Source organism: Pyruvatibacter sp. HU-CL02332 (assembly GCF_040362765.1).
Taxonomy (GTDB): domain Bacteria; phylum Pseudomonadota; class Alphaproteobacteria; order CGMCC-115125; family CGMCC-115125; genus Pyruvatibacter.
Map to the genome: position 1 here is coordinate 822,925 of NZ_BAABWK010000002.1, position 13,098 is coordinate 836,022.

The following is a 13,098-nucleotide window of genomic DNA, read 5'->3' on the forward strand; positions in this document are numbered from 1 at the left end:
AGGCCGTTCTCATCCGCGCCCTTATCTCAACAAAGAGAAATCCTGCCATGTCCCGCTTGCGCCTTGCCGGTCTTGTAATTGTCCTTTTGCTTGTTGTGGGTATCGCGGCACTTTTTGTCTTTGGCCTACGTGTCAATTTCGGGACCGCTGAGCCGGACTATGAGGCGCTGGCAGCTCCGGCAAGCAATTATGACGTCGAGATCATTCGCGATAAATTTGGCGTTCCTCATCTCTATGGCCAGCGTGACGCGGATGTTGTTTTTGGTCTCGCTTATGCTCAAGCGGAAGATGACTGGGCGACGATGCAGGAAATTGTGGTTGCCGCGCGCGGCAACCTGGCCCAGCAACGCGGCGCTGACGCGGCCGTGACAGACTATCTGGTTCACCTGCTTCGCGTGTGGCCAACAACCAATGCAGGATACCCCGACCTCCCACAGAACATCCGTGAGATCGCGGAAGCCTATGCCCACGGCACCAACCTTTGGGCTTCCGAAAACCCCGATGAAGTGTGGGACGGTGTCCTACCGGTTACGGGAGAGGATGTGATTGCAGGCTTCGTTTTCAAAACACCGTTCTTTTACGGGCTTGATGGCGTGTTCAAGGAGCTGTTCGAGGAGACGCGCTCAAAGGAAATTTCACTTGGTCCGGACAACGCCTTTTTGTGGACGGAAACACCAAAATACCCGATCGGCTCCAATGCCTTTGCCGTGGCTCCATCGCGCTCAACCGACGGACATACCCGCCTGTTGGTCAACTCGCACCAGCCTTTCGCGGGTCCCGTCGCCTGGTATGAAGCGCGCCTCAAATCTGAGGAAGGCCTGGACATAGCCGGCGGTGTATTCCCCGGAGCGCCAGTCATTCTACACGGGCATAACCGCAATCTAGGCTGGGCCAACACCGTCAACAAGCCCGACCTTGCGGACGTGTACGTGCTGGACGTGAACCCGGACAACCCCAATCAGTATCGGCTTGATGGCGCATGGCGCGACATGGACGTGTCCGTTGCCACAATCAAAGTGAAACTGTTTGGGCCGCTTGAGTGGCACGCACAGCGTGACGTGAAATACTCAGAACACGGACCGGTTCTGGAAACAGAGCATGGGGTTTATGCAGTTCGCTATGCGGGCATGGGAGAAACCCGGCAGCTGGTCCAGTACCATTCGCTGAATCGGGCAAACAATCTGGAGGAATGGATGGATGCCATGCGCCTACAGGCTCTCCCCAGCATCAACTATGTATATGGCGATAAGGATGGGAACATCGCCTACATTTACAATGCACAGATGCCCAAGCGGATTGATGGTTGGGATTGGCAAAAGTACCTGCCCGGTGACCGATCAGAGCTTATCTGGAGCGAGTACCACGATTTCGACAACTTGCCGCAGTTGATCAATCCGCCAAGCGGCTTTGTGTTCAATGCGAATAACACACCATTTGAAGCTACAGACGAAGCCGACGACCTGCGACCGGAGAACTTTCCGGTCACCATGGGTATCGAGACACAAATGACCAACCGTGGGTATCGAGGTCTGGAACTGCTGCGGCCTGATACAAAGATTTCTGCAGACGAGTTCAAAGAATACAAATTCGACAAGACATATTCGAAGGACAGCGAACTCGCGAAGCTCATTGAGATGTGGCTAGCGGAGGACTTTTCCGGTGAGCCCGATATGGAAGTTGCTCAAAGGCTGCTCGCGGACTTCGATATGAGTGCGGATATGGACGACACGAATGCAGCTGTTGCCGTGCTCGCTGGTGAACCTGTGGTTTGGGCTCAAATTCAAGGCACGCCCATGCCTGACACCATCCAATCCCTTCGCGATACTGTGGCCCATCTGATGGAGCACTGGGGTCGTCTCGACGTCCCATGGGGTGAGGTCAACCGCATCCGGCGCGGAGACGTTGATTTGCCGCTTGGCGGGGGTCCGGATCTCCTGCGCGCTGTGTATGCACGCTTGCCTCAGGAAGACGGGCGGCTGGTTGCGCAGGGCGGTGACACGATGATTTACATCGCAGACTGGGCACCTGACGGATCGCTCAAGAGTGAGAGCATTCACCAGTTCGGGTCAGCAACGCTTGACGAAACAAGCCCGCACTATGCCGATCAGTCGCCGCTCTATGCGACGGAGCAATTCCGCGAAATACCCTGGGGTCGGGATGCTTTGGAAGCTGAGGCCACTCGGACCTACAAGCCCGGGCAGTAGCCGCTCGGAATAAGGCTTGCCTACCGCCAGGTCGGGTTGCTGCTGCCCATCGGTGATGGAGGCAGCTCCCAGAAGGGTGGCGTGTGACTGAGCATGTCTGCTGGCCGCAAGAATTGCATATTGCCGAAGGGCGTATCACGGGCATCCATCAGATCGCCGAGCTCTTCGTCGGCAACCGGCACAGCCTTGCGATGGTCAACCGCGCCCAAATCCATCATCCACATCGCCGTACGCGATAGTGACACGCGGACATGCCAACTGCCGCCTTCTCGCTGCTGGCGGCGCAAGGCGGCCAGTGTGCCAAACGCCGCCAGATATCCGGTTGTGTAGTCCGTTGCGGCCGCAGGAAAGAGTGTTGGATCCTCACCAGGCGCAACAGTCTCATCAGAATGCAGGCGTGCCATGCCGGATGCACTTTGAGCCAGTTGTTCCCAGCCTGCGCGGGACGACATCGGGCCGTCATGGCCGTAGCAATTGACCGACACATAGATGATGCCAGGACGTAGTTCAGCAAGATGCGCAGGGCCAAGGCCATGTCGCTCAAGCGAACCGGGGCGGTATCCCTGCACGAAGATGTTTGCTTTCCCCGCAAGGTCTTTGAGCGTCTCGGCGTCTTCCTTAATGCCAAAATCCAGTGTCGCAAACCGTTTGCCGTGACCCGTGTCCATAACGAACGGTTCGATCGTTGGGAGATGAGCAGCACCGAGTCTGAGAACATCGGCTCCATGGGAAGCCAGGGTTCGACCACAGGTGGGGCCAGCCAACACACGCGTCATGTCCAGGACGCGTAGCTTTTCCAATGGGCGTTGCGTCGAGGGAGGCAGCTCTTGAGCTGCTGCATCCCCGATGCGGACCAATTCAACCAATGGTGCGGCGGCAAGGTGTTGGCCTTGCTGATGATCTGCCCATTCAGCGCGTGTACGGACGACTGCGCCACACAAATTCATATATGCAAGCGCGTCCTCTAACGCCACAGCGTCCCACTTGCTGACTGCGTCAGCCACTGACGTCTCATCATTCTCGCAATCAAGTAGTCGCAGAATGCCATCGCGCAGATGCGGGAAACCGCCATGAAGATGAATGTGTCGACCACATCCAGCGCGATAGATGCCGATGGTCGGATTGGCCATTGACGGTGGCAAAACCATGTTTCCATCAACACGCATGTGCATGAAACTCAGAAGAGAAGCAGCAGCCGCCCTCGTGCTCACTGTCACGGACTGCCGCGGCAAGCCCCGGTCTACACCGATTTCCTGCGCCATCGCGGATACTGCGCCGAGCGCTCCCGCAGCGCCATCTGCGGCTCGTATGCATGATGGGTATATCGGGTCTTCGCCGCCAAAATTTACAGACAAGGGCTGACCAGCCACTTCACCTGCATGGCGCATCACCTGTCGAAATGCATCACCTGCCACTGATGGTCTCTCCTGGTAAACAAAGCCCAACGTGAAGCAGATGCGTCTGCCCGACTCGCCCGCTATGTTACCTTGATATGGGCCATAGCAAACAACATCGACTCGGGGATTTGCTAGGTCAGAAAGAATACGGCTCCAATCAGGGATTTGGAAACCATGGCGAACTCACCTAAAGGGCCGCTGGACGGCGTGCGTGTTCTCGATTTTGGGCGCTATATTGCCGGACCTTTCTGCGCAACGCTCCTCGCAGACCTTGGCGCGGATGTTATTCGCGTTGAACGTCGTGACGGAAGCGAAGACAGATATGTGCAGCCCATCGTTCCTGGTGCCGCCCCAGGCGAAGGTGGCGAAGGGTCGATGTTCCTGCAGATGAACCGCAACAAGAAGAGCATGACGCTCGACCCCATGCATGCGGATGGGCGGGATATTGTCGCGCGGCTGGTGAAGACTGCAGATGTCGTGGTCGCCAATCTACCTCCGGCCACGCTCCACAAAATGGGGCTGGATCTCCCGTCACTGAAGGCACACCGCGAGGATATTATCCTGACTACTGTGTCTGGTTTTGGCCGCGGCGGCCCGGACAGTGAAAAGACCGGCTTTGATGGTGTGTTTCAGGCCATGTCCGGCGCTGCGCATCTTTCGGGCTTTGGTGACGCGCCGGTCAAAAGCTACGCGGCGTGGGTCGATTTCGGCACCGCCTCATTTGCCGCATTGGGCACCATGGCCGCCTTGATGGACCGAGGAAAGACCGGACGCGGGCAGATGGTGGAAGGGGCTTTGCTTGGCACCGCCCTCACCTACTTTAACTTTCATCTCATTGAGCAAAAGCTGGGCGGCACGGACCGTGTCGCAAGTGGTAATCGCAGTCAGTATGCAGGCCCTGCTGACGCCGTCGAAACCAATGACGGGTGGATTTTCGTGCAGGTTATCGGTGACCCGCTTTTCAAGCGATGGGCGAAGCTGATGGGCGAAGATACCTGGCTGACCGACCCGCGCTTCAAGGACGACATATCCCGCGGCAATAACGGCACGGTGCTGAGTGAGCGCACTGCGGCGTGGGCCAAAGATCTGTCAACGCAGGAAGCATTGGCAGCGCTAGAAGCAGCCCGCATTCCGGCTGGGCCTGTGCTGAAACCGGCAGACGTTTTGGAAAACGAACATGTCAATGAAGTCGGTTTCTTTGAAGACGTCGATTTCCCCGGCATGCCGGGCACCGCGCCGGTTGTCGGGTTTCCGGTACGAATGTCCGACAGCACAGTTGGCATTCGCAATCGCCCGCCCCTGCTGGGGGAGCATACCGAGGAAGTTCTGCTGTCCCTTGGCTATAGTTCCGGAGACATTGAAACGCTCCGTACCGCAGGTGCGATCTAGGATGGACATGTAACAATGACTGATCATTTCAATACCATTGATCGCCTGGATCTGGTGGGCCCGCCAACGGCCCTGCAGGAAATGCCACGCCTCAAAGCCGCACTTGAGTCCATGGGTGTCGATTGCCCGCGCTTGCTGGTGAAGCGCGAGGACCTCACGCAAACCGCGGGTGGCGGCAATAAGGTCCGAAAGCTTGAATATCTCCTGGCAGATGCAAAGGCCAAGGGTGCGGACACAATCATTACAGCCGGGGCCCTGCAATCAAACCATGTGCGGCAAACGGCCGGTGCCTGCGCCAGACTGGGGCTGGAGTGTGTAGGACTCTTGTTCAAAACCGTGCCCAATGAAGCGCCTGCATATGAACAGTCCGGCAATGTGCTTCTTGACGGCATCTTCGGGGCGCAAATACGGACCTACCCGGCAACGGCAAATGGGCGTCAGGTCCTTGATGACGTGCTCACCGAAATGAAAGCTGCAGGACGGACGCCGTATATTGTGCCGGTTGGCGGCTCAAATGAAATCGGTTGCCTCGCATATGTGCGTGTTGTTCGCGAGATGCTGGAACAAGCCGGCCCCGATACGTCTATCGACCACATCGTGGTTGCCAATGGCTCTGCCGGCACACATGCAGGATTGGCAGCGGGCGCTGCGCTGTTTGCACCAGGCACACAGGTTCGAGGAATTTCTGTTCTCAATTCGGACGCTGCCAAGGTACGTGAAACCACCGCATCTCTGGCAAGTGCAACCGTCGCGCTGGCGGCTCCCGACAAAGAGATGTCCATCTCATCTTCCGACATTGTGCTGCATGATGGATTTATCGGTGAAGGCTATGGCATGCCTACTCCCGAGATGGCTGCAGCGGTGCGGCTCGTTGCGCGCACAGAAGGCCTGCTGCTTGACCCGGTCTATAGTGGCAAAGCAATGGCTGGACTGATTGGTTTGATTCAGACGGGCGCGTTTTCACCGGATGAGACAGTTATCTTCATCGCGACCGGCGGGTCACCGGGACTCTTTGCCTACATTGATAGTTTCAATGGGCCTTTAGCTGAGGTTGAGACCATATCAGGCTAGAGGAGGCTCGAGGCCTTACGCGATGGCTGAATCCTTTGCCAACATGCCGCGTTTGCGCAGCAGTGACGCTTCTTCCGCTGAACGGAAAATCTCAACAAGGCTAGCAACGGCATCCAGATAGGTTTCGCCGCGATCTCGAAGAGCAGCGTCTTCACTGCGCAATTCGTCCAGGATCGTGCGTTCATAGTCGTCCAGATATTTGTCTATCTCCGTCACAGCCGAGTTTAGGGCTCCAACAAAAGATCCAGCCTGCGCATAGCGGCGGGCGCCTTCGAGGAACTTGACCGTCCTGACGCCCCGCTCAAGTGCCAGCGGATCAACTTCTTTCGACAAGTCAGGCCGGCTTGGACCACCGCGCCCAAAGCGCCCCGTAGATCGCATGGGCAAAGCCTTGAACACACGCGACGGTGCCCGGTCAATGCGCTCCCGGATGATCTCAGAGACAGCTCCACGCGCGCTCATGAGGCGCGTAGCCCATGCACCGTCACGCCGCACACCTATTTCCTCTGTAATGCCGCGCGATATCTGGGTGAAGAGCTTCAGCTTCTCAAGAACACCTTTGGGGTCTTCAGCCGGATCGACATTCTCCAGGCAGTCCACGGCCTCTTCCATATCAAGAAGCAGCAATTCGCCAACAATTGAGATGTCTGTACGGCTGATGAGCACGTCTGTGTTGGTATGAGCAACACCTTTCACGATGCGGAACATCTGCCAGGGCTTTGCGATATGACGCATGGCAATGAGAGCCGCATAAGGTGCTGCATCCGGCTGTGCTGCTGCCAGTTCGTCGAACAGGTCACGGACCTGATGTGTCAGCTCCGGCGTCAATTCCGAAATGTTCTTTGGCATCCCACGTTTGAACTCAGACAAGCGTGGGGCAACCGCAAGAAGAAGAGCCATCTCTCGGGCATCTTCCAAAACCTCTTCACCGCCGAGCCGCTCAATCAGGAGACGCTTTTTCTTGCTGCCGGGACTGGCCTCGTCCAGGCCTTCGCGAATGGTCTGAGCGCATGTCGCGTGAAGGACTTCGGTCGCCGCTGCCAGGCCATCAGCATCCTTTGCAAGGGTGTGATCAACGATGCTTTGGGAAATGTCCTCAAGAACATCTGGTACCCGGTCTTCTGCCAGCCAATTCCAAACCGGCATAATAGACGTACGAGCCACCCGACCACGGTGCTTGGGGCCGGAGCGACGATTGACCAGCAGTTCTTCAAACGGCCAGCAGAGATGGCGAACAGGCGTCGGCGCGCCGCCACGTTTCTTCTTCTCGTCATCCTCCGCCTGAAGGCGTGGGCGCAAGGCGCCAAGGATCAAGTCGTGGGGCAGATTGCCACCAGCGAGTTTGTCGCGTTCCAGGGCAACAATAAGCTTTTCCGTATCGGCGCTGTTGAGCGTCGATAGAACCTGCTTTAGCTGCCTAATGGTGCGGCTTTCAGCCAAGCTGCGCTATTCCTCAAAGCCCTTGCGAAGGGTTTGGTTAAATGGGTTTTGCTCCACGGAGCGTTCTTACGATCTCGTAGTACACGCCTATGCTTAACAACCGCTTTCCGTTCGACAGGCGTTTACCAACTGTTAACCTCCCGACGAATGCCCCCACAGTTGAGATACGTGTTATCTTTGCCCCCAGTTTGACGGTCACGTTCTTCAGCCGTCGCACAGATGAAGAGCCAGAGGCGAGACAATGACGCCAGGACAAGTTTTTGATCGATGTCGTCATTTTGTGTGGGACGCACAATTGGATGCCGCCCCGTGGTGGCAACGCCAGGCGCAGCACACGCTCCGGATTGCCGGTGTCCTGATCCGTGACTTCTCTGTCGGGACCCTCAATCTCCATGCAATGAGTCTGGTCTACACGACGCTTCTGGCGCTTATTCCAGCTCTGGCGATTGTTTTTTCTGTGCTCAAGGGATTTGGTGTCGACCGTGAGCTCGAGGTCTTTCTGACTGATTTTCTTGCTCCCCTTGGGGCACAGGGAGTGGAAATTCGCGACACAATCCTGGAGTTTGTGGCGCAGGTTAACATTGGGCTACTGGGGTCCGTCGGTATCGCAGTACTGATCTACACAGGCGTGTCTTTGCTTCAGAAAGTTGAAGCGGCGCTCAATGAGATATGGCAGGTACGCAGACTACGCCCCCTTGCCCGACGGTTTTCTGACCTGATCAGCATGCTGTTGGTGGGACCCATTTTGCTCGTGGTCGCAATGGGCCTCATGGCCAGCGTGGCAGGCACAGCAGCCATCAATGAGATTGGCGGAGACCCTCTGAGGCTGCTGCTGGCAGAAGTCTCGCGAATTGTTCCCTATGTGCTGGTCGTGTTCGTTTTCATGATCATTTACATGGTCCTGCCCAATACAAAGGTGCATCTCACAGCCGCCTTTATTGGTGCACTTGTGGCAGGTCTTGCCTGGAACATTGCGGGCTGGGCGTTTGCATCCTTTGTCGTCACGTCAGCGCGCTACGCGGTCATCTATTCAGCGTTCGCGTCACTGATCGTCTTCATGTTCTGGATGTATGTGGGATGGCTGATCCTGCTGGCAGGTGCGGGCATCGCTTTCTACCAGCAGAACCCGGCTTACCTGACGCGCAGCGCCATTTACCGGTTGTCCATTGATGCACGCGAGCGCCTGGCTTTGGATGTCGGCTACCTTGTCGCGTCTTCATTCGAGCGCGGAGACAAGCCGTGGACGGCACAGCGTATTGCTCGGACGATGCGCTTGCCGCTCCCTCCGGTAGAGCGTGTGATTGCGTTCTTGATGAATGATGGATTGCTCATCGAGACTGGCGGCGAAACACCTGGACTTGTGCCCGGTCGCCCTATCGACAGGATTACCGTTGACGAGTGGCTGTCCGTTGTGCGCCGGGGCGCAGAGGGTCATGCACAGCTCGAATTCCGACAGAGTTCCGACATCATAGAAGATGATGACAAGCTGACGCCGCTCATCCAGCGTCTGGATGATGTACGCAAGCAGGCGCTTGAGGGCATTACACTCCGCGACCTGATTTCGACACGGAAATTGGGAAAAACGGTTGAGGCCGACAAGATTGCGTCGGTAGGCTAGTTCAAAAGATTTGCCAAAAGAAAACGGGGAAGATGTTTCCATCTTCCCCGTCTAACTTGCCGATTGCCTGTACGCGGTAACTGACGCGCGCGTGGGTGCCCTAAATGGTGCGCCAGCTTCCATCAGGCATTCGGCAGGCCGTTGCTACATCACGGTACGGCCCTTGCGGTCCGTAGAATGTGCTTTCAATCTGTTTGCATTGTCGGCCGCCATTGTAGTGAGCGGGGCCGGACTGAAATTGGCCATGGTGGCCGGAACGTGGGTTACGCCACTGAACGGGACCCTGGCTGTAGATCGAGTCTGAGTAGGCACGCTCTGCATAAAGTGAGTCTGCACGATCGAGGCTCTGACCAGCCGAGCCACCAACCGCTGCGCCCAAAAGCGTGCCGACGCCTGTAGCGATCAACTGACCATCGCCGGAGCCGAACTGGGACCCGAGCAAACCGCCAGCCACACCACCAATCACGGCTCCACCAACTGTCTTGGGACCATATCCATAGCCACCACCGGTCTGGCAGGCGCCAAGCGCCAACGCCGCTGCACAAACTGCTGCAATCTTGAAACTTCGCATGTCGTATCGCCTTCCCGTCTGGTTCGGCGCCCTTTTTTGCTGCGCCATTGATGTTTTTCGGATGACGCAGGCTGCCAATGACTTTGGGGAGTCTTTGGGCATGAGGGGCATAGAGGAGGAGCCCGCGTCATCCGATGAACAAACATTAGGGAAGATGAATTGAGGCTGGGGTGAACCGCACATTCATATGCGGTTCATATTGAGGGGTCAGGCTGCCAAAGGCAGGGAAAGCCTGGCTTTTACGCCCCCCATGGAAGACGCATCCAGCTCAAATGAGCCTTGATAAAGCCCTGCAATATCCTCGACGATGGACAATCCAAGGCCTGATCCCGGCACCGACTCGTCAAGCCGTGCTCCACGTTTAAGGACCCGCGCCCGCTCTTCTTCGGATAGCCCGGGACCATCATCCTCAACAGTAATGACCACCTGCTCAGCAACACGCTCGGCATGAACAGATATGCGTCCGTCGGCCCATTTGAATGCGTTATCAAGAAGGTTGCCGAGCAACTCTTCAAGGTCCTGGCGCTCACCACGGAAATCGAGGTCCTCTGGACACTCCACGGTCACTTGGTAGTCCCGATCCCGATGAATACGCTTGAGCGTTCGCACAAGGTCATCACTAACTGACGCCACTGAAGCGCGGGCGCCGAGCACACTGCCCGATGCCGCAGCACGCGCACGGACAAGATAGTGATCGACTTGCCGCCGCATCAAATCAGTCTGTCTGCGGACGGTATCGCTCAGCACCTTTACATCGACCGGTTGTGTCGAGTGCGGTGAACCGGCTTCATTGGTGAGAACACTCAAGGGGGTCTTTAGAGCGTGAGCCAGATTGCCCACATGTGTGCGGGCACGCTCAACTATCTGAGCGTTGTGGTCCAGCAACTTGTTCATCTCATCCGCAAGAGGAGCAATCTCGGATGGAAGTTCGCCGGTCAAACGTTCAGCGCGCCCGGAGCGAATATCAGTCAAACCCTCTTCGACAGACCGCAAAGGGCGCAGACCATACCGCACCTGGATCAGCAGCGCTCCAATGAGGCCAACCAGGAGAATGCCGACCGCGAATGCAATTGTGCCATTGAACGCTTCTGTTTCGCGCTCAATGTCATCCACGGCACCTGCAACTATGAACGTGAATTCTCTTGAGGCACCTGGCAGAGTCACATCTCGGGCAACCAGCCGCAACATCTGGCCTTCCGGGCCCGTTGCTTGTCCGCGACGCGGCCCGGGTTCATTCGTTGCTTCTGGAATCGGTAGTTCCTGATCCCAGATGCTGCGGGACCTGAGCAGCACCTGCCCGTCAGAGGCATTGGTCACCTGCCAGTACAGACCGGAGAAGGGACGTTCAAAACGGGCTTGTGTAAAGCGCCTGCGCAGGACCAGACGGCCTTCCGGGCCGATTTCAGCGTCTGCTATCAACCCGCCAAGAAGGACGTCGGTGCGGGCGTCAAAGCTGCTTTCCACACTTTCGCGGAAAGCGGATGCCAGGAGCAGACCGCCGCCAACCAGAATGACAAGGCTCCAGATGGCGGCACCTGCCACCAGCCGGAAGGCGAGTGAATTAGGCCGCATCTTCCGGCTGAGCGAGGCAATAGCCAAGGCCTCTGACAGTCTGGATGAGATTGACGCCAAGCTTTTTCCGAACACGGCCTACGAATACCTCAATCGTATTGGAATCACGATCGAAGTCCTGATCATAGAGATGCTCCACCAGCTCGGTGCGAGACACAACCCGTCCCTTGTGCATCATCAAATAGGCCAGCAGGCGGTACTCAAGAGCTGTCAGCTTAATGGGATTGCCATCGATGGATACGCGCGCTGCCCGCGTATCAAGACGCAGCGGTCCACACTCAAGGTCAGACGTCGCATGTCCGGCAGCTCGGCGCACCAGCGCGCGGAGGCGGGCGAGAACTTCTTCGACGTAAAAAGGCTTGGCGACATAGTCATCAGCCCCCGCGTCAAAGCCTGCAACCTTGTCGCTCCAGCGATCACGCGCTGTGAGAATAAGGACCGGTGTTTTGATGCCGGCACGGCGCCAGCGCTCGAGAACGGTCACGCCATCAAGGGCCGGCAGGCCAAGATCGAGCAAAATTGCATCGTATGGTTCTGTCTCACCGAGAAAGTGGCCCTCTTCGCCATCGGCAGCAGAGTCCACTGCATATCCGGCATCGGTCAGTACAGTGACCAACTGGCGGGAGATATCCACATCGTCTTCAACCACTAGAACGCGCATAACGTGCCTCGTCTCTTATCTGCCGTGTACGCGAAGCACACGACCGGATTTTCCATCAACGATCACATCAACAACGGAGTCGTTCGCACGGATAAGTTTGAGGCGATAAACACCGGTGCGATCGTTGAGATCGACCTCCAGCAATTCACCGCCACCAATTTCCCGGCGAGCAATACCCAGCACTGTCTCAAGCGGCAGAACGTCACCATTCTGCACAACGCGCCACGAACTGTTCGTGCGCTCCTGAGACTGCACATTGTCATTGAGGGGAAGAAAGCCATTGCGGCTGTCGGCGTGCGCGGGAAGTGCCGCGAACAAAAACAGCGCGAGCAGGGCGGGAAGCCCTGACCGGAGGAGCGCAATGGCTGACTTATGTTTGATCGTTGTCCACATGAGATGCATTTCTAAGGAAGGCCGCGTGAACCCTACATGAACATGAACGAAAGACAGTCTTCACCGCAAAAACCGCAGCAAATGAGCCATTTTTTCTGAACGACGGCTAAATTCCCTTGAAACTCACAAACTCTTCAAGGGGCGCCCGTTCCGTTCTGAGCGTGTTTATCGGCTCATCTTCGTCGCGATAGCCGATTCCCAACCCACAAAAGAGCATCTGCTCATCTGGAATGCCGACAAACTCGCTGACTGTCTTGTACCAGATCGCCCATGCCTCCTGGGCACATGTATCCAGTCCATGTTCGCGCGCGAGCAGCATGACCGATTGGATGAACATGCCAAGATCAGACCACTGACCTTCCTGCATGGTGCGATCAATAGAGAAGAACAGAGCTACCGGTGCATCAAAGAACTGGAAGTTCTTGGCAAACTGAACCAGCCGCCCGGCCTTGTCTTCGCGGGTGACATTGATGCTCGCGTACATATCCTCACCGACCTTGTAGCGGCGGGACTTGTACGGCTCCTTGAGCGATTTGGGGTAGATTTCGTACTCGGTCCCCTCTCCAAAGGGATTGTCCGGGAGCTTGTCTGCGATGATCTGCTTGAACTTTTTCAGTTCGTCGCCGCCGACAACATAAACATGCCAAGGCTGCAGATTGCCTCCAGATGGCGCACGCTTTGCTGTCTCAAGCAGTTGGACAATGGTCTCACGAGGGACCGGCGTATCCTTGAAGGCGCGGCATGTGAAGCGGCTGTCGAGGGCTTCTGAAACTTTCATGGGA

11 protein-coding genes are annotated in these 13,098 nt (G+C 56.8%); 4 read left to right on the top strand and 7 right to left on the bottom strand.

Features of this window, described 5'->3' with window-relative positions; genetic code table 11:
- Window positions 1-47: 47 nt before the first annotated feature.
- Window positions 48-2,204, top strand: coding sequence for an acylase (locus tag ABXH05_RS14505; RefSeq protein ID WP_353561748.1), 2,157 nt, complete (start codon window positions 48-50; stop codon window positions 2,202-2,204).
- Between the two features lie 20 nt (window positions 2,205-2,224).
- Here the strand turns inward: ABXH05_RS14505 and ABXH05_RS14510 are convergent, their stop codons facing one another.
- Entirely contained in the window at window positions 2,225-3,619 is a 1,395-nt protein-coding gene (locus tag ABXH05_RS14510) for a CoA transferase (protein ID WP_353561750.1), read from the bottom strand.
- A 156-nt stretch (window positions 3,620-3,775) separates the two neighbouring features.
- Here ABXH05_RS14510 and ABXH05_RS14515 point away from each other — a divergent pair, with 156 nt between their 5' ends.
- Window positions 3,776-4,990 carry a CaiB/BaiF CoA transferase family protein gene (locus tag ABXH05_RS14515; protein WP_353561752.1) on the top strand — a complete coding sequence of 405 codons (1,215 nt, stop codon included), beginning with the start codon at window positions 3,776-3,778 and terminating at the stop codon, window positions 4,988-4,990.
- A 15-nt stretch (window positions 4,991-5,005) separates the two neighbouring features.
- The gene (locus tag ABXH05_RS14520) at window positions 5,006-6,061 is read left to right on the top strand and encodes a D-cysteine desulfhydrase family protein (protein ID WP_353561754.1); all 1,056 of its coding nucleotides are present in this window, start codon (window positions 5,006-5,008) and stop codon (window positions 6,059-6,061) included.
- A gap of 15 nt (window positions 6,062-6,076) precedes the next feature.
- Here ABXH05_RS14520 and ABXH05_RS14525 read toward each other — a convergent pair whose 3' ends face one another.
- The gene (locus ABXH05_RS14525; protein WP_353561756.1) at window positions 6,077-7,501 is read right to left on the bottom strand and encodes a hypothetical protein; all 1,425 of its coding nucleotides are present in this window, start codon (window positions 7,499-7,501) and stop codon (window positions 6,077-6,079) included.
- Between the two features lie 241 nt (window positions 7,502-7,742).
- Between ABXH05_RS14525 and ABXH05_RS14530 the strand changes: the two genes are divergently transcribed.
- Window positions 7,743-9,119: a YihY/virulence factor BrkB family protein gene (locus tag ABXH05_RS14530; RefSeq protein WP_353561758.1), complete on the top strand. Its 1,377-nt coding sequence runs from the start codon at window positions 7,743-7,745 to the stop codon at window positions 9,117-9,119.
- A 100-nt stretch (window positions 9,120-9,219) separates the two neighbouring features.
- Here the strand turns inward: ABXH05_RS14530 and ABXH05_RS14535 are convergent, their stop codons facing one another.
- From ABXH05_RS14535 to ABXH05_RS14555, 5 genes are all read right to left on the bottom strand, one after another.
- Window positions 9,220-9,690 (bottom strand): RT0821/Lpp0805 family surface protein, encoded by a 471-nt coding sequence (locus tag ABXH05_RS14535; RefSeq protein WP_353561760.1) that lies wholly within the window; start codon window positions 9,688-9,690, stop codon window positions 9,220-9,222.
- A gap of 207 nt (window positions 9,691-9,897) precedes the next feature.
- Window positions 9,898-11,262, bottom strand: a complete 1,365-nt coding sequence (locus tag ABXH05_RS14540) for an ATP-binding protein (RefSeq protein ID WP_353561762.1) — start codon at window positions 11,260-11,262, stop codon at window positions 9,898-9,900.
- A complete protein-coding gene (locus ABXH05_RS14545; RefSeq protein WP_043948674.1) occupies window positions 11,252-11,923 on the bottom strand; it encodes a response regulator transcription factor in 672 nt (223 codons plus the stop codon). Before ABXH05_RS14545 ends, ABXH05_RS14540 begins: the two co-directional genes overlap by 11 nt.
- 15 nt (window positions 11,924-11,938) lie before the next feature.
- Window positions 11,939-12,316 (bottom strand): PepSY domain-containing protein, encoded by a 378-nt coding sequence (locus ABXH05_RS14550; protein WP_348139590.1) that lies wholly within the window; start codon window positions 12,314-12,316, stop codon window positions 11,939-11,941.
- Window positions 12,317-12,422: 106 nt separating this feature from the next.
- The gene (locus ABXH05_RS14555) at window positions 12,423-13,094 is read right to left on the bottom strand and encodes a nitroreductase (protein ID WP_348139588.1); all 672 of its coding nucleotides are present in this window, start codon (window positions 13,092-13,094) and stop codon (window positions 12,423-12,425) included.
- Window positions 13,095-13,098 lie beyond the last annotated feature (4 nt).

What these genes read in the sequence shown, in the direction of transcription:
- ABXH05_RS14550 (WP_348139590.1), bottom strand. Translation starts at nt 12,316, where the DNA reads ATGTGGACAACGATCAAACATAAGTCAGCCATTGCGCTCCTCCGGTCA.
- ABXH05_RS14505 (WP_353561748.1), top strand. Translation starts at nt 48, where the DNA reads ATGTCCCGCTTGCGCCTTGCCGGTCTTGTAATTGTCCTTTTGCTTGTT.
- ABXH05_RS14540 (WP_353561762.1), bottom strand. Translation starts at nt 11,262, where the DNA reads ATGCGGCCTAATTCACTCGCCTTCCGGCTGGTGGCAGGTGCCGCCATC.
- ABXH05_RS14535 (WP_353561760.1), bottom strand. Translation starts at nt 9,690, where the DNA reads ATGCGAAGTTTCAAGATTGCAGCAGTTTGTGCAGCGGCGTTGGCGCTT.
- ABXH05_RS14520 (WP_353561754.1), top strand. Translation starts at nt 5,006, where the DNA reads ATGACTGATCATTTCAATACCATTGATCGCCTGGATCTGGTGGGCCCG.
- ABXH05_RS14530 (WP_353561758.1), top strand. Translation starts at nt 7,743, where the DNA reads ATGACGCCAGGACAAGTTTTTGATCGATGTCGTCATTTTGTGTGGGAC.
- ABXH05_RS14515 (WP_353561752.1), top strand. Translation starts at nt 3,776, where the DNA reads ATGGCGAACTCACCTAAAGGGCCGCTGGACGGCGTGCGTGTTCTCGAT.
- ABXH05_RS14545 (WP_043948674.1), bottom strand. Translation starts at nt 11,923, where the DNA reads ATGCGCGTTCTAGTGGTTGAAGACGATGTGGATATCTCCCGCCAGTTG.
- ABXH05_RS14555 (WP_348139588.1), bottom strand. Translation starts at nt 13,094, where the DNA reads ATGAAAGTTTCAGAAGCCCTCGACAGCCGCTTCACATGCCGCGCCTTC.